15 protein-coding genes and 1 riboswitch are annotated in these 15,594 nt (G+C 75.2%); of the genes, 3 read left to right on the forward strand and 12 right to left on the reverse strand.

Going from position 1 to position 15,594, the window contains the following annotated elements:
• Positions 1–65 precede the first annotated feature (65 nt).
• From C7Y72_RS07010 to C7Y72_RS07045, 8 genes are all read right to left on the reverse strand, one after another.
• Positions 66–248, reverse strand: a complete 183-nt coding sequence (locus C7Y72_RS07010; protein ID WP_107568027.1) for a hypothetical protein — start codon at positions 246–248, stop codon at positions 66–68.
• A 50-nt stretch (positions 249–298) separates the two neighbouring features.
• Entirely contained in the window at positions 299–1,861 is a 1,563-nt protein-coding gene (locus C7Y72_RS07015) for a precorrin-2 C(20)-methyltransferase (RefSeq protein ID WP_107568029.1), read from the reverse strand.
• Entirely contained in the window at positions 1,858–2,496 is a 639-nt protein-coding gene (locus C7Y72_RS07020) for a precorrin-8X methylmutase (RefSeq protein ID WP_107568031.1), read from the reverse strand. Before C7Y72_RS07020 ends, C7Y72_RS07015 begins: the two co-directional genes overlap by 4 nt.
• On the reverse strand, positions 2,493–3,650 hold the full coding sequence (locus C7Y72_RS22730) for a precorrin-3B synthase (protein ID WP_146175286.1): 1,158 nt from the start codon (positions 3,648–3,650) through the stop codon (positions 2,493–2,495). The genes C7Y72_RS07020 and C7Y72_RS22730 overlap by 4 nt, the downstream gene beginning before the upstream one ends.
• Before the next feature lie 37 nt (positions 3,651–3,687).
• Positions 3,688–3,812, reverse strand: a riboswitch (cobalamin riboswitch).
• Positions 3,813–3,862: 50 nt separating this feature from the next.
• Entirely contained in the window at positions 3,863–4,513 is a 651-nt protein-coding gene (locus tag C7Y72_RS07030; protein WP_107568033.1) for a hypothetical protein, read from the reverse strand.
• Between the two features lie 4 nt (positions 4,514–4,517).
• A complete protein-coding gene (locus tag C7Y72_RS07035; protein ID WP_107568035.1) occupies positions 4,518–5,252 on the reverse strand; it encodes an MOSC domain-containing protein in 735 nt (244 codons plus the stop codon).
• A 27-nt stretch (positions 5,253–5,279) separates the two neighbouring features.
• Positions 5,280–5,714 carry an organic hydroperoxide resistance protein gene (locus tag C7Y72_RS07040; RefSeq protein ID WP_107568037.1) on the reverse strand — a complete coding sequence of 145 codons (435 nt, stop codon included), beginning with the start codon at positions 5,712–5,714 and terminating at the stop codon, positions 5,280–5,282.
• 32 nt (positions 5,715–5,746) lie between these two features.
• Entirely contained in the window at positions 5,747–7,303 is a 1,557-nt protein-coding gene (locus C7Y72_RS07045) for an AMP-binding protein (protein ID WP_107568039.1), read from the reverse strand.
• Between the two features lie 190 nt (positions 7,304–7,493).
• On the opposite strand from C7Y72_RS07045, the gene C7Y72_RS07050 reads away from it, so the two are divergent.
• Together C7Y72_RS07050 and C7Y72_RS07055 are read left to right on the forward strand one after the other, a co-directional pair.
• Positions 7,494–8,723 (forward strand): lipase family protein, encoded by a 1,230-nt coding sequence (locus C7Y72_RS07050; RefSeq protein ID WP_107568041.1) that lies wholly within the window; start codon positions 7,494–7,496, stop codon positions 8,721–8,723.
• A 14-nt stretch (positions 8,724–8,737) separates the two neighbouring features.
• Positions 8,738–10,597, forward strand: a complete 1,860-nt coding sequence (locus C7Y72_RS07055) for a M28 family peptidase (RefSeq protein WP_107568043.1) — start codon at positions 8,738–8,740, stop codon at positions 10,595–10,597.
• On the opposite strand, the gene C7Y72_RS07060 is transcribed toward C7Y72_RS07055, so the two are convergent.
• The 4 genes from C7Y72_RS07060 to C7Y72_RS07075 are packed head-to-tail and all read right to left on the reverse strand — an operon-like array spanning position 10,581 to position 13,962.
• The gene (locus C7Y72_RS07060; protein WP_107568045.1) at positions 10,581–11,732 is read right to left on the reverse strand and encodes a helix-turn-helix domain-containing protein; all 1,152 of its coding nucleotides are present in this window, start codon (positions 11,730–11,732) and stop codon (positions 10,581–10,583) included. The genes C7Y72_RS07055 and C7Y72_RS07060 overlap by 17 nt on opposite strands.
• Positions 11,725–12,120, reverse strand: coding sequence for a DUF2237 family protein (locus C7Y72_RS07065; RefSeq protein WP_107568047.1), 396 nt, complete (start codon positions 12,118–12,120; stop codon positions 11,725–11,727). The genes C7Y72_RS07060 and C7Y72_RS07065 overlap by 8 nt, the downstream gene beginning before the upstream one ends.
• 16 nt (positions 12,121–12,136) lie before the next feature.
• The gene (locus tag C7Y72_RS07070; protein WP_107568049.1) at positions 12,137–12,982 is read right to left on the reverse strand and encodes an ABC transporter permease; all 846 of its coding nucleotides are present in this window, start codon (positions 12,980–12,982) and stop codon (positions 12,137–12,139) included.
• On the reverse strand, positions 12,979–13,962 hold the full coding sequence (locus C7Y72_RS07075) for an ATP-binding cassette domain-containing protein (RefSeq protein WP_107568052.1): 984 nt from the start codon (positions 13,960–13,962) through the stop codon (positions 12,979–12,981). The genes C7Y72_RS07070 and C7Y72_RS07075 overlap by 4 nt, the downstream gene beginning before the upstream one ends.
• 147 nt (positions 13,963–14,109) lie before the next feature.
• Between C7Y72_RS07075 and C7Y72_RS07080 the strand changes: the two genes are divergently transcribed.
• Complete coding sequence (locus C7Y72_RS07080; protein WP_107568054.1) at positions 14,110–15,573, forward strand: MFS transporter; 1,464 nt, start codon at positions 14,110–14,112, stop codon at positions 15,571–15,573.
• Positions 15,574–15,594: the final 21 nt, after the last annotated feature.

Below are 15,594 nucleotides of genomic sequence, written 5' to 3' on the forward strand. Positions count from 1 at the left end.
CACGCCGCGCAGCTCCAGTCGCGTGTCGGCGCCGGCGTCCTCGTCCGAACACGGACCGGATCGTGTCAGGCGGGACGGGCGGCCGTCGCCGACCGCGGGTCCAGCACGGGGACGGGGGGTGACGCGGACGGCGCGGTCCGCCGGGGGGCCGGCAGCGGGGTGCCGCAGCGGACGCAGTCGTCGCGGGTCGACCAGCGCGCCGCCGTGTAGGCGGGCAGCGCGCAGGTCGGGCAGGTCACGAGGGGCATGTCCTCTCGACGTACCCGGGACGCGCAGGTCACGGCCCTTCTGTCCCGATTCAGGCGCGTACCGGATACGAACGTGGCGTGTGGACGATGCTGCGCCCGTCGGTGCCGGTGGTCACCCGGGACTGCGACGACCCGACGAGCAGCAGCGTGCGCATGTCGACCACGGCGGTGTCGAGCTCGCCGAGGCCGACGACGTCGACCGTCTCCTCGGGCGCGCCGACCGCGCGGGCGACGACGACGGGCGTGTCCGGCGCGCGGTGGCGCCGCAGCACCTCGACGGCACGGTCGAGCTGCTCGCGGCGGGTGCGCGAGGCCGGGTTGTAGAGCGCAAGCGCGAAGTCCGCCGCGCCCGCGGCGTCCAGGCGTCGCTCGACGACCTCCCAGGGCTTGAGGATGTCGCTCAGCGACACGACCGCGAAGTCGTGGCCCAGCGGTGCCCCGACGCGCGCCGCGGCGGCCTGCATGGCGCTGATGCCCGGCACGACGCGCACGTCGACGTCGCCGAGCGGGGAGCCCGCGGCGCGCTCCTCCTCCCACGCCTCGAGCACGGCGGCGGCCATCGCGAAGATCCCGGGGTCCCCGGAGGACACGACCGCGACGCGCCGTCCGGCGGCCGCGAGCTCGAGCGCGTGGCGCGCACGGTCGAGCTCGACGCGGTTGTCGGTCGGGAACCGCTCGAGGCCCGGCCGGTCGGGCACGCGCCGCACGTAGGTGTCGTAGCCGATGAGGGCGTCGGCGGCGTCGAGCGTGGCGCTCGCCTCGGGCGTGCGCCACGCGGGGCCGGCGGGACCGAGCCCGACGACGCTGACCCAGCCGCCCGCGCCGTCGCTCGCAGCGGTGGCCGGCGGGGTGTCCGCGACCGCACGGGGCCGGTCGCGCTCGCGGCGCAGCCGGTCGTCGGCGCTCGTCGGCACGAGCACGATCGACATGTACGGCACCCCGCCCGCGTCGACGTCCTCGAGCGCGGCGACCCGCTGGTCGGGATGGGAGGCCCGCTCGACGTAGACGCCGCGGTCCGCGACCCCGGCGTCCTGCGCGGCCGCGCGCGCACCGGCGAAGGTGCGGCCGAGCTTCATCACGACGGCGGCGTCGCCGTCGGCCAGGCGCCGGGCGAGCTCGGCGCGCGGCAGCGTGCCCGGCAGCACGGTGAGCACGTCGTCGTGCTTGCACAGCGGGGCGCCCGCGGCGGCCGCGGCGGCGCTGAACGCGGTCACGCCGGGCACGACCTCGGTCGGGTAGCGGTGCGCGAGACGCTCGTGCAGGTACATGTAGGAGCCGTAGAAGAACGGGTCGCCCTCGCAGAGCACGACGACGTCGCGGCCCGCGTCGAGGTGGGCGGCGATCGCCTCCGCGCCCGCGTCGTAGTAGTCGCGCAGCGCCCGGTCGTAGGCCTGCGCGTCGTCGGTGCCCTCGACCGTCGTGGGGTACACGAGCGGCAGCTCGAGCTGGTGGTCGCGCAGGTGCGGGGCGGCGGCCGAGCGCGCGACCCCGCGGCGGCCGCGGGCGATCGGGTACGCGACGACGTCGGCGGCCTGCAGGATCCGCAGCGCCTTGACGGTCAGCAGCTCGGGGTCGCCCGGGCCGACGCCCAGGCCGGTCAGCCGCCCGCTCATTCGACGGCGCTCGCGAGGGCGTTGACGGCTGCGGCGGCGATCGCGCTGCCGCCCCGGCGGCCGCGGACGATCACGTGCTCGACGCCCAGGGCGGGCGCGCGCAGCGCGAGGTCCTCCTTGGACTCGGCGGCCCCGATGAAGCCGACGGGCGCGCCGACGATCGCGGCGGGGCGCGGCAGCCGCTCGGCCTCGAGCAGGTCGAGGAGGTGGAACAGGGCGGTCGGGGCGTTGCCGATGACGACGAGCGCCCCGGCGAGGTGGTCGGCCCAGAGCTCGACCGCGGCCGCCGTGCGGGTGTTGCCGATCGCGGCGGCGTGGTCGGCGACGCGCGGGTCGGTCAGGGTGCAGAGCACCGGGTTGTCGGCGGGGAGCCGGCGGCGCGTGACGCCCGACGCGACCATGTTCGTGTCGCACAGCACCGCGGCGCCCGCCTGCAGCGCGGCCTCGCCCGCGGCGCCGAAGCCGGGGGAGGCGGCGATGTCGCCGACCAGGTCGGTCATGCCGCACGCGTGGATCATGCGCACGACGGTCCGCTCGAGCACCGGGTCGAGCGCCTCCAGTCCCGGGGTCTCGGCGCGGATGGTGGCGAACGACTGCCGGTAGATCTCGGCGCCGTCCTGGATGTACGTGCTCATGCCTGCACCTCCCAGCCGCCGTCCGGACGGGCGGTGACGGCGCGCCGGACCTCCGGGGTCTGGCCGCAGCGTCGCGGGCAGGCGGACCAGTGCTCGCGCGGGGCGTCCGCCGGGCGCTCCGCGGCCCGTGCGGCCGCGGCGGCGCGCACGTCGGCGAGCGCCGATCCGCAGGCCCCGCGTCCGGCGCACGCGGTCAGGCCCTCCCAGCCCGTCCCGGGGGTGACGACCAGCCCGCTGGCGGCGAGGGCGGCGAGGACGCCGCCGGCGCGGCCGGGCTCCAGGTCCACGAGCGCGACGGTCCGCCGGTGCGAGACACGGGCGCGCGCGCCGCGGCCGACCTCGTCGGCGAGGAGCTCGAGCGTCTCCGCGGCGAGGCGGCCCAGCGGGGCGAGCGCCCCGACCGCGTCACGCCCGTCGGGCTGGCGCAGCACGCCGACGAGCGGCGGCGCGGCGGTCCCGACCGCGGGGGCCGACGGGGTCGCGCACGCGCCGGGCAGCTCGGCGATCCGCCACGCGCCCGGCGGGCGCACCGCGAGGAAGCGGCGGGCGAGCGCGACGGCGGCCGCGACCGGGTCGGCCTCCACGCGGGTGCCGAGCGGGCCGGCCGCGACCTCCCAGCGGCCGTCGGGGCGCGCGGTGAGGCGCACGTCCGCGTCGACCGTGGCGGTCGCGCCGCTGCCGTCGTCGATCACGTGCAGGTAGCGGCCGGGGAGCGTCGCGAGCCGCGGGTCGCCGCACAGCGCGTCGTCGAGCGCGTCGAGCACGGCGTCGATCCGGCGGGCGTCGGCGAGCGAGCCGGCGCGGCGACCGGCGAGCGGGTCGGCGAGCGCGTTGCGGACCCGGTCGTGCGTCGCGGAGCGCAGCAGCCCGGTCGCGGCGAACGTGGCGGCGAGCGGCTCGAGGTCGGCGGCCGCGAGGCCGCGCACCTGCAGGTTGGCGCGCGCGGTCAGCTCGACGATCCCGTTGCCGCGACGGGCGGCGCCCGCGACGGCGCGCAGCGCGGCCGCCCCGATCCGCCCGCCGAACGGGCGGGCCCGGACGAGCAGGCCGTCCTGGGCCTCGTGCGGCCGCAGGAGCCCCGGGCAGCGATCGTGCGCGGAAGCGCGGTCTGACGGCGCGCGACGCGCCGATGGGTCCTTCACCGTGACGGGCACAGCACTCCATCCATCGTGGACTGTGATGCGCGAAGCCGAGTCTCCTGACTCCCGGATCGTCGCTTCCCTCCGCCTTCCCGGACCGGTGGGTCCAGTGGCTCGATGGGGGTCGCTCCCCGGTCACAGTGGCGAGGACCGTCCCGGAGTTGCACCGGGTTCCTCGTGCGTCGCGTGGCGCATGCTATCGGTCGGCGCCCGCTCCGGGGGAGGGGTCAGCCCGACAGTCGCCAGACCGCTTCGGCGACGAGCGCCACCGCGAGCGCGACGCCGAGCCGCCGGCTCCGGTCGCGGCCACGCCGCAGCGTGCCCGCAACGGCGACGGCGGCGGCGACGCCCGCGAGGACGGCGGCGGCCGTGCCGCTCAGCACGGCAACCACGACGGCGGCCGCTGCCGGATGCGCGACACCGGGACGGACGGTGGCGAGCCCGACCGCCACCGCGGCGAGCGCGGACAGCGGCGGGACCGCCCAGGCGTCCCCGGCCGTCGCACCGAGCGTCCCGACCGTCGACGCGACGGCCAGCAGCGCGGCGCGCGTCGCCGCCTGCGCGTGCGCCGCGTCGCGTGGACCGGGCAGCAGCAGCGTCCCGTCGCGCCGACCGGTGACGGGACCGGTCCCGGCGGGGACCGCGCCGGGGGCGCGCCGGCCGCGCCGCAGCGGCAGCCGCTCCCGCAGCCGGCGCCCGCCGACGGTCGTGCCGAGCGCCAGGACGAGCCGCCACCAGGGACGGCTGCGCTCCTGCCCGCCCTCGGGATCGTCGAGGCGTCGTGGGGCGGCGGACGGCACGCCCGGACCGCCGGCGAAGCGGTGGGCGAGGGCGGCCGCGACGGCCGTCACGGCGAGCAGCAGCAGCGCGTGGCCCACGCGCTCAACGGCCGGGTGGCGCGATGGTCACGGTGTCCCCGACGCGCAGGACTCCGCGGGCGGTCGGCCGGGCGTTCATCCCGAACAGGCCGCTGCGCGCCCGCGTGATCCAGCGCAGGATCTCCGGGCGGCGCTCCGCGGTGTCCGGGTCGCGCGTCGGGATCACGCAGCGCACGCACGGGTGCAGGAAGGTGAACGGCACGCCGCCGATCTCCATCGACCCGCCCTCCCAGTCCTCCTCCGCGTACGCGGGCACGCCGTCGAGCCGGACGTGCACGTTCGTGCGCCAGCGCCGCAGGTCGAGGTCGCCGAGCACGTCCTCGACCGCCGCGTGGGTGGCGGCCGTCGTGAGCAGCACGGTGCCCCCGAGGTCCTGCTGTCCGGTCACGTCGCGGCGCAGCGTCACCGACCGGCCGAGGTCGGCGGCCAGCGCGCCGGGCAGCGCCGGGTCGTCCCACCGCCACGGGCCGGCGCCGTCGGGTGCGGTCAGGTGCGGCAGCGGCGGGTCGTCGGGGTCGAGCGCGTCGGGCGCCACGTCCGGGTAGCGCGCCGACCAGCGCAGCATCCGCGAGGCCTGCCGGGCGGTCAGCCGCCGGGAGGCGTCCTGGTGGACGTCGTAGAGCGCGTGCGTGCGGTCGCCCGCCGCGCCGCGCCCGTCGACCACGAGCGCGTCGACCTGCTCGCCGCCCATCGACTTGACGGGCCAGCGGTGCAGCGAGACGACCGTGCCGTGCAGCATCCGCGCAGGACGGCTGGTCGGGCGGGGCTAGACGGCGGCCCCGTTGGCGGTGAACGTCACGTCGATGTTGCCGCGCGTCGCGTTGGAGTACGGGCAGACCTCGTGCGCCGCGCGGACGATGTCGGCGGCGGCCGCCGCGTCCGGCACGCCGGGGAGCGTCACGTCCATCTCGACCGACAGCGCGAAGCCGCGCTCGGGCGTGGGGTGGAGGTTCACGCGCGAGGTGATCGACACGTCCCCGAGCTCCGCCTTCGTGCGCCGGGCGACGGCCCCGAGCGCGCCCTCGAAGCAGGCGGCGAAGCCGATCGCGAACAGCTGCTCGGGGTTCGTCCCGCCGCCCTCGCCGCCGAGCTCGGCCGGCATCCGCAGGTCCACGGCGAGCGCCCCGTCGGAGGTCTCGCCGTGGCCGTCGCCCCGGCCCCCGGAGACGGTGGCCTGGGCGGTGTAGAGGATCTTGCTCATGGGGGCGACGATACCCACCCCCGTGCGGCGGGTCAGACGGCCGCGATCTCGCGGCCCTCGGCGGCCGCCTTCGCGTACTCGTCCTTGAGGATCCGCTTGAACAGCTTGCCGGTGTCGGTGCGCGGCAGCTCGGCGCGGAAGTGCACGGCCTTCGGGCACTTGATCTTCGAGAGCTTCGACTGGCAGTACGCGATCAGCTCGGCCTCCAGGGCGGCGGCCTCCTCGGCGGAGGACGGGAGGGTCCGCGGCTGCACGACCGCCTGGACGGCCTCGCCGAAGTCGGCGTCCGGCACGCCGAAGACGGCGGCGTCCATCACTGCGTCGTGCGCGAGCAGCACGTCCTCGGCCTCCTGCGGGTAGACGTTCACGCCCCCGGTGATGATCGTGTACGACGCCCGGTCGGTCAGGTAGAGGAAGCCGTCCTCGTCGAGGTGGCCGATGTCGCCGAACTGCGCCCAGCCCTGGTCGTTGACGACGGTCGCCGTCTTCTCCGGGTCCTTGTGGTACTGGAACGGCGGGCCCTCGGCGAAGTACACGGCGCCCGTCTGCCCGGGCGCGACCTCCTGCCCGTCCTCCCCGAGGATCTTCGGCTGCCCGATGACGGCCTTGCCGACGGACCCGGGGTGCTCGAGCCACTGGCCCGCGGTGATCCAGGTGACCCCGCAGCCCTCGGTCGAGCCGTAGTACTCGTGGATGATCGGGCCGAGCCAGTCGATCATCTGGTGCTTGACCTCGGGCGGGCACGGGGCGGCCGCGTGCGTGACGGCCTTCAGCGACGACACGTCGGCGGCGTCGCGCACCTCCTGCGGCAGGCGCAGCAGCCGCACGAACATCGTCGGGACGACCTGCATCGAGGTGACGCGGTGCTGCTCGATCAGCCGCAGCATCTCCTCGGCGTCGAAGCGCTCCATCATCACCACGGTGCAGCCCATCTGCTGGTAGCTCATGACCCAGCGCAGCGGGGCCGCGTGGTACAGGGGGGCGGGCGACAGGTACACGTCGTCCGGGGAGGCGCCGAGCAGGCCCTTGAGCACCGGGGTGATGAGGTGCGGCGCGTCGTAGGGCGCCTCCAGCGAGCGGGGGGTGATGCCCTTCGGCTTGCCGGTCGTGCCGGAGCTGTAGAGCATGTCGCGCCCGCCGATCCGCTCCTCGCCCAGCGGCGTGTCCGGCAGGCCCTCGATCGCGTTCTCCAGCGACGTGTAGCCGTCGATGTCACCGCCGACGGAGTAGTAGTGCTCGACGGTCGGCGTCGCGGCCTTGATCGCCGCGGCCTTGTCGGCGTACTTCGCGCTGAGGACGTAGATCCGCGCGTCGCAGTTGTCGACGATGTAGGAGAGCTCCTCGGCGCTCAGCGCGGTCGACGTCGCCGTGTACAGCAGCCCGGCGTAGTGGGCGCCCCAGAGGACGTCGAGGAACACGGGAGCGTTCTCGATCGTCATGGCGACGTGGTCGCCGACGCCGAGGCCGTGCTGGCGGAAGAGGTGCGACAGCCGGTTCGCGGCGGTCTCGAGGTCGCCGAAGGTCGTGACGTGGCCGCTGCCCGCCATGACGAGCGCGGGCTTCGAGGGATCGTGGGCTCCAGGGTGCATGGCCCATCCCTATCGCGCGCGGGAACGGAAGTCAGGAGCGAACCGTCCGCCCGGGGGGTGCGGATCCTTCGCGCGGGAGAGCGTCGATCGGCGGGGGGCCGATCGCGGGCCGCGGTTGGGACGCCCGACACTCCAGGGGCCGGAGGATTGGTGGTCCCCCCACCCTGGGGCGCTCTAGGCTCGCCGACCCATGCGGTCCCTGTCCCGGTTCCTCGCTCTCGCGCTGACGCTCGCCGTCGCGGCGCCCGCGGCCGCGCACGCCGTCACGCCGCCCGCCGGACCGCGCGGCGACGCGTTCTATGCGCCGCCCGCGTCGCTCGTGCGCGGGGGACCCCCGGGCTCGATCGTGTGGGCGCGGACCGCCGACCCCCTGGTCCGCGTCCCCGGTGCGCGCCGGACGATCACGGTCCTGCACCGCTCCCGCGCGATCGACGGGACGCCGAACGTCGCGTCCGCGAGCGTCGCGTTCCCGCGGGCCGATCCGCCCGCGGGCGGGTGGCGCACGGTGGTCTGGAACCACGTGACGACCGGGGCGGCGGACAGCTGCGCGCCGACGCGCACGCGGGAGGACTCGCCGGAGCGGGAGAAGATGACCCGGGCAGACCCGATGGTCCGGGCGCTGCTCGAGGCGGGCTTCGTCGTCGTCCGTCCCGACTACGAGGGTCTCGGCACGCCGGGCGGCCACCCGTACCTCGTGGGCCGCAGCCTCGCGCGGACCAGCGTCGACGCGTTCCGTGCCGCGCGCGCGGTCGCCAGGCGGATCGGGCCACGCTGGCTCGTCGCGGGGCACTCCGAGGGCGGGCAGGCCGCGCTGTTCACCGGGGCGCTCGGCCGGGCCGCCGTACCCGGGACGACGCTCGAGGGCGTGGTGGCGATGGCGCCGCCGACGCACATGCGCGACTACTTCGCGCTCGGCCCGCTGATCCCGGTCGCCGGCCCCGGCGTGGCCGAGCTGTCCACGCTCGCCGGGCTCATCCTCCACGGCGCCGCGCTCGCCGAGCCGCGCCTGGCGCGCCTCTACCGCGAGGGCGCGCTGAGCGACCGCGCGCTCGCGCTGCTGCCGCACCTGGAGGAGCGCTGCTTCCTGGAGCTCGGTCGCCGGGACTCGTGGGGAGGGCTTGCCCCGGCCGCGATCCCCGGGCCGCGGCTCGACGCCGCCCGGGAGCTCCTGTACCGCGTGCTCGACGAGAGCGATCCGCGCGCGGTGCGGATCCCCGCCGGACTGCCCGTCCGTCTGGATCAGGGCGTGATCGACCCCGTCGTGCCCGTCGTCTTCACCGAGGAGCTCGTCGCGGGCCTGCGCCGTGGCGGGACCGACGTCACCTACCGGCGGTACCCCACCGCCACGCACCAGAACATCACGGCCGCCGACCAGGCGGTCGTCCCCGCGACGGCGTGGATCGCCGCGCGCCTGCGCTGAGGAGCCCCGCCACCATGACCGCCCGTCGCCTCGCCCTCGTCGTCCTCGTCGCGCTGCTCGCGCCTCCCGCAGCCGCGGCGCACGCCCGGAACCCCGTCCCCGCCACGCTCCCGTCCGACGATGAGATCTTCCGCACGATCGAGGAGATCACCGCGAAGGGCCCGCGCCGCCTGGGAACGCCCGGGGGCCCGTTCGCCGTGAACTACGTGAAGGGCCGGTTCGAGCAGTACGGGCTGAAGGACGTCCACGTGGAGGAGACGCCGGCGTGGTCGTGGGAGGCCCGCGGCCACCGCCTCACCTACGGCGGGCGCGAGATCCCGTCGTCCCCGGCGGTCTACTCGCAGAGCCCGTCCGCCCGGGCCGTCGGCCGCTTCGACACCCCGCCAGGGGGTCTGCGCTCCCCGCTCGTCGACATCCGCGGTGCGAGCCCGGAGGACCTTCGTGGCCGCGACCTGCGCGGTCGCATCGTGCTCTTCGACCTCGACTTCCAGCTGCCGCTCGCGGGGCTCCTGCCGTTCACCGAGTTCCTCTGGGACCCGGCCAACACGCTCATCGCCTCGCCGAAGACCCTGACCCAGGCGAACCCCTACATCACGAACTTCAGTGCCGCGATCGAGGCGGCGCAGGAGGCCGGGGCGGCGGGCTTCGTCGGCGTCCTCGGCGAGTACTTCGACTCGCACGAGTACCACAACGAGTTCTACCGCCGGCTCGTCGTGAAGATCCCCGGGATGTGGGTGACGAAGGCGGAGGGGGCGCGCCTGCGCGCGCAGCTGGCCGCCGACCCCGACACCCCGGCGAACCTCGTGCTCGAGACGACACGCGAGGAGAAGCCCGCGAGCGTCGTCGTCGGCGTGCTGCCGGGGCGCAGCACCGACGCGATCATGATCCAGACCCACCACGACTCCGGGCACACCGGCGCGGTGGAGGACGGCAGCGGCGTCGCCGAGGTGCTCGCGCTCGCCAAGCACTACGCCGCGCAGCCCGCGTCGAGCCGCGAGAAGACGCTGCTGTTCACGACCTTCGACTCGCACTTCACCGGCTACCAGGCGCACTTCGCGTTCGTGAAGCGCCACATCCTCGAGCGCGACCCGGCCCGTGATCCCTACCGGATCGTCGCGAACGTCACGCTCGAGCACATCGCGAAGGCCGCGCTGATCGGGGATGACGGGTCGCTGCAGGTGAGCGACCTGCCGGAGCCGCGCGGGATCTTCGAGAACTTCAACCCGGCGCTGAAGGCCGACCTGATCGCGAACGTCGTGCGCAACGACCTGCGGCGCACCGCGGTGCTCAACGGGACCGCGCTGCAGCCGGTCGGGGTGCCGACGGACGCGTCCGGCGTCCTCGTCGCGGGGATCCCGACCGCGAGCCTCATCGCCGGGCCGATCTACCTCTACGACGCCGCCGACACCCTCGACAAGGTCCTCAAGGACGAGCTGCAGCGGGTCGCGCAGGCGTTCGTCGAGTTCATCGACCGGCTGGACGAGTCCCCGTCGGAGACGATCGGTCTCGTGCCGCTGAGCGCGAGCCTCGCGCTCGGCCGCGCCGCGACGAGGGCGGTCACCGGGGAGCGGGGCACCGAGGTCTCGACGGACCGGGTGGAGGCGGCGCCCACGGTCGGCTGCGTGCCGGCGGCCACGGGTCCCGCGGTCGCCGCGGTCCGGCTGCGGCGCAGCGGCGCCGTGACGCGGCTGACGTTCCGCAGCCGGCGGTCCCAGCGCGTGCGGATCACGGTCCGTCACCGGTCGGGGCGGGCCGTCGTCCTGCGACGGCTGACCGCGATCCGCGGCTGCCGGCGCTACCAGGTGCGGCTGCCCGCGACCGTCGAGCGCGTCCGCATCGGCGGCCGGGGCGGGACGGTCACGGCGCGCCGGTGAGCTCCTGGTGCAGCAGCGCGAGCCGCAGCTGCACGAGGTCGTCCAGACGGCGCAGCGACAGGCCGGTCAGCGCCTCGTAGCGGTGCAGCCGGTTGCGGACGGTGTTGGCGTGCACGGCGAGGGCGTCGGCGGTCGCCTCGGCGGCGAGCTCGTGCGCGAGAAACGCCCGGACCGTGTCAAGGACCTCGGGCGCGTCGAGCACCGGCCGCACGCACCGGGCGTGCAGCAGGCCGGCGAGCTCCGCCTCCGCCCGGGTCATCGCGTGCAGCGGCACGCGGTCGAGCGTCAGGACGCCGTGCAGCCCGAACGCCGCGGCGGTCTCGACCGTCCGGGTGGCGAGCGCGAACGAGGACGGGAGCGCGGCCAGCGGCCCGACCGGGCCGAGGCCGACCACCACGCCCGGGGCGTCGGGCAGCGTCGGGCGGCGCGGGGCGAGGCCGATCACGTCACCCTCGTAGGGAACCGCGATCCCCCCGTCCAGGACGCCGGGCAGCTTCAGCGCGCTGAGCAGGGCGGCGGGGCCGTCCGGGGTCGTCGTCCGGGCACGGAACGCGAGCACCTCGCGCAGCGGGTCGAGCCCGATCGCGGCCGCGACCGACGCGGGGGCCGCACTGGGCGAGAGCAGTAGCTCGTGGACGAGGCCGGTCCGCCGGTCGCTGTCGGCGAGCGCGAGCTCGAGCTCCCGCGCCCGGTAGGCGGCCGTCGCCAGATCCATGAGCGGTCCGGCGTAGCTCCAGACGCGGCTGGTCAGCTGCAGCACCTCGAAGGGCTGCAGCTCCCCGATCTCCGCGGCAGCCCAGAGCTCCCGGAAGATCTCGTCGACGGTCATCCGGTAGACGCGCAGCATCCCCTCCAGGGGGAGGCGCTGGACGGCGCGCGTGTCGCCGATCAGGCTCATCGTCTCCCGGTCCTGCGGGGTGAACGTGCGCGCCTCCAGCAGCGCGGCGACCGCGAGGCCGAGGTCCCGCTGGATGCCCTCGAGCACCTCCGCGACGTCCAGCACCCCGTACTCGGGGATCTCCGCGACGGCCCGCTCCGCGGTCCGCGCCGCCACCCCGGGGAGCCGCGGGGCGAGCACCTCGACCATCCGCCGGACCGCGTCCGGGGACGGCTCCAGCGACCGCGTGTCAGTCATCGAGCAGCGACGATGGGTCCGCGGGCACGTCGACCGCGTGCTCCTGCAGCGCCTCGAGCGGGACGAGGTCGAGGGTCCGCTCGTTCGTCGCCGCGAGCACGACGAACGCCGCGGCCCCGTCCTCGTGGGCGCGCAGCCAGTTGCGCGCGGTGACGCACCAGCGGTCCCCGGGCACGAGGCCCGGGAAGCGGAAGGCGGGCACCGGGGTGGAAAGGTCGTTGCCGATCGACCGCTGGTGCGCGAGGAACTCCTCGGTGACGACCGCGCAGATCGTGTGCGCCCCCAGGTCCTCGGGCCCGGTGGCGCAGCATCCGTCACGGTAGAAGCCGGTGAGGGGGTCGGTGCCGCACGGCTCCAGCGGCCCGCCCAGGACGTTGCGCTCGCTCATCGTCGCGCAGTCTCCCCTACCTGGTCCTCCCGTACATCCGCGCGGTCAGCGGCGCGAAGACCGCGGTGATGACCGCCGCCTCGCCGAGCACGAGCAGGACGTCGCCGGCCGCCGCGCTGCCGGCCATCAGGTCGCGTGTGGCGGTCACGAGGTGGGAGATCGGGTTGACGTCCACGAACGCCTCGAGGCCGGCGGGCATCGTCGCCGGGTCGACGAAGATGTTCGACAGGAACAGCAGCGGGAAGACGGCCATGAAGCCGGCGTTGAGCACCGCGTTGGGGGTGCGCATGATCAGGCCGAGGGTCGTGAAGACCCAGCTGAGGCCGAACGCGAACGCGATCACGAGCGCGACGGCGGCGACGGCCCCGAGCAGGCCGCCCTCGACGTCGAAGCCGAGCGCGATGCCGACGAGGATCGTCATCGCCGACGCGATCAGGTACCGGACGCAGTCGCCGAGGACCGCGCCGACGAGCGGGGACGGCCGCCAGATCGGCAGGGTGCGGACGCGGTCGACGACGCCCTTGGTCATGTCGGTGTTGAGCGTCACCCCGGAGTACACGGTGGTGAAGAGGACGGCCTGCACGAGGATCCCGGGGAGGATGTACTGGAGGTACTCGCCGGTCCCGCCGGCGACCGCGCCGCCGAACAGGTAGGTGAACATCACGAGGAACAGCACCGGCGTCACGAGGACGTCGAGGAGCTGCTCGGGCACGTGCTTGATCTTCAGCATGCCGCGCCAGCCGAACGTCATCGCGGTCGACAGCGCGCCGGGGCGCGGCGGGCGCTCCCCGGACTGCAGGGCGGCGTGGAGCGCCTCCCCGGTGGTGAACGTGTCCTGCTGGTCGTGCTCGACGGTGCTCATCGCGCGGTCGCCTCCTGCTGCGGGGTCTGCTCGTCGGGGGTCTGGCCGGTGAGGGCGAGGAAGACCTCGTCGAGGCTCGGCTGGCCCAGGCCGAAGCTCTCGACGCGGACGCCGAGCCCATCGAGGTCCCCGAGGGCGCGCGCGGCGAGCGCCGCGTCGGCCACCGGGATCGTCAGGGAGGCGGGCTCGGGGAGCAGCTGCGCCTCCCCGCCGATCGCGCGTTCGAGTGCCGCGCGCGCGTCGGTGCGGCGGTCCGGGTCGGCGAGCCGCACGTGCAGCGTGCTCTGCCCGACGGATCCCTTCAGCTGCCCGGGGGTGCCCTCGGCGATGACGGTGCCGCGGTCGATCACCGCGATGCGGTCGGCGAGCTGGTCGGCCTCGTCGAGGTACTGCGTGCACAGCAGCACCGTCGTGCCCTCGCCGACGAGCGCGCGGACGATGTCCCAGACCTCCGCGCGCGAGCGCGGGTCCAGGCCGGTGGTCGGCTCGTCGAGGAACATCAGCTGGGGGGTCACGACGATGCTCGCCGCGATGTCCAGCCGCCGGCGCATGCCGCCGGAGTAGTGCTTGGCCTGCCGTCCGGCGGCCGCCTCCAGGCCGAAGGCGGCGAGCAGCTGGTCGGCGCGCGCGGCCGCGGCGCCGCCGCGGTAGCCGAGCAGGCGGGCGAGCAGCAGGAGGTTCTCGCGACCGGTGAGGTCCTCGTCGACGGAGGCGAGCTGGCCGGTGAGGCTGATCCGCTCGCGGACCCGGTCGGCCTCCGTCACGACGTCGTGCCCGAGCACGCGGGCGGTCCCGCCGTCGGGGCGCAGGAGCGTGGCGAGCATCTTGATGGTCGTCGTCTTCCCGGCCCCGTTGGGGCCCAGGACGCCGTAGACGGTGCCGCGGCGCACGGCGAGGTCCACGCCGTCGACGGCGCGGTGCTCGCCGAACGTCTTGATCAGTCCGGTGGCCTCGATGGCGAGGCCGTTGTCGCGTGACACGGGGTCTCCTTCGGTGGTCGTCTGTGCGTCTGACCGGGGAGCAGGCGGGAACTCATCGCGGACCCGCCAGGTCCGTCACCGACGCGATGCTACGACAGTCGCCGCACCAGAAGCGGAGCCGTGCTTCCGCTTTGGTAGCGTGGACGCATGGTCACCGCACAGACCCAGGATCCCCACTTCGAGCGACGCTGGCTGATCCTCGGCGTCATCGGGATTGCGCAGCTCATGGTCGTCCTCGACGCGACGATCGTGAACATCGCGCTCCCGTCCGCCCAGGCGGACCTCGGCTTCTCCGACGCCAACCGCCAGTGGATCATCACCGCGTACGCGCTGCCCTTCGGCAGCCTGCTGCTGCTCGGCGGGCGCATCAGCGACCTGTTCGGGCGCAAGCGGGCGTTCATCACCGGGCTGCTCGGCTTCGCCGCCGCGTCCGCGCTTGGCGGCCTCGCCCAGAGCTTCGGGGTGCTCGTGACCGCCCGCGCGCTGCAGGGCGCGTTCGGGGCGCTGCTGGCCCCGGCGGCGCTGTCGCTGCTGGCGGTGACGTTCACCGACCCGGCCGAGCGTGGCAAGGCGTTCGGCATCTACGGCGCGATCGCGGGCATGGGCGGCGCGGTCGGGCTGCTGCTCGGCGGCGTCCTCACCGAGGTCCTCGACTGGCGCTGGTGCCTGTTCGTGACGCTCGTGTTCGCGCTGCCCGCCGCCGCAGCGGGGTCGCGCCTGCTGCACCACCTGCCCTCCCCGATGCGCCCGCCGCTGGACCTGCCCGGCACCGTCACCGCGACGACCGGCCTGCTGGCGCTCGTCTACGGCTTCTCGCACGCCGAGAGCGACGGCTGGACCGACGCGCTGACGCTCGGCCTGTTCGTGGTCGCGGTCGTCCTGCTGACCGTGTTCGTGCAGCTGCAGCGCCGCGCCGAGCACCCGCTGCTGCCGATGCGCGTCGTGGTCGACCGCAACCGGGGCGGCGCGTACTTCGCGATGATGAGCGCCGGCGTCGGCATCTTCGGCGTCTTCATCTTCCTGACGTTCTACCTGCAGCAGACGCTCGACTTCTCGCCGATCGAGACCGGCGTGGCGTTCATGCCGATGAACCTCTCGATCGTCTCGACGTCGATCCTCGTGAACACCCGGATCCTCGCCCGGACCGGTCCCCGGCCGCTGATCCCCACCGGCATGGGGCTCGCCGCGGTCGGTCTCGCGCTGCTGACCCGCATCGAGGTCGACGGCGGCTACGCCACCCACGTGCTGCCGTCGCTGATCCTCGTCGGCATCGGGTTCGGGCTCGTCTTCGCCCCCGCCTTCCAGGGTGCGACCGCGGGCGTCGCGCCGCAGGACTCCGGCGTCGCGTCGGCGATGGTCAACACCTCCCAGCAGGTCGGCGGCGCGATCGGCACCGCGCTCCTGACGACGCTCGTGGTCTCGGCCACCAGCGGGTACGTCGAGGACCGCGTGCCCGGCCCCGCGGTCGCCGCGGAGGCGGCGGTGCACGGCTACACGGTCGCGTTCTGGGTCGGAGCGGGGATCTTCGTGGTCGGGGCGATCATCACCCGGCTGCTGCTGCGCCCCGGGGTGCTGGCGAGCCCCCACGCCGCGCCCGCCGCCGCGCACTGAGCGGCGCGGACCGGCCCGCGC

Origin of the sequence: Paraconexibacter algicola (assembly GCF_003044185.1) — a bacterium.
Classification (GTDB): Bacteria; Actinomycetota; Thermoleophilia; order Solirubrobacterales; family Solirubrobacteraceae; genus Paraconexibacter; species Paraconexibacter algicola.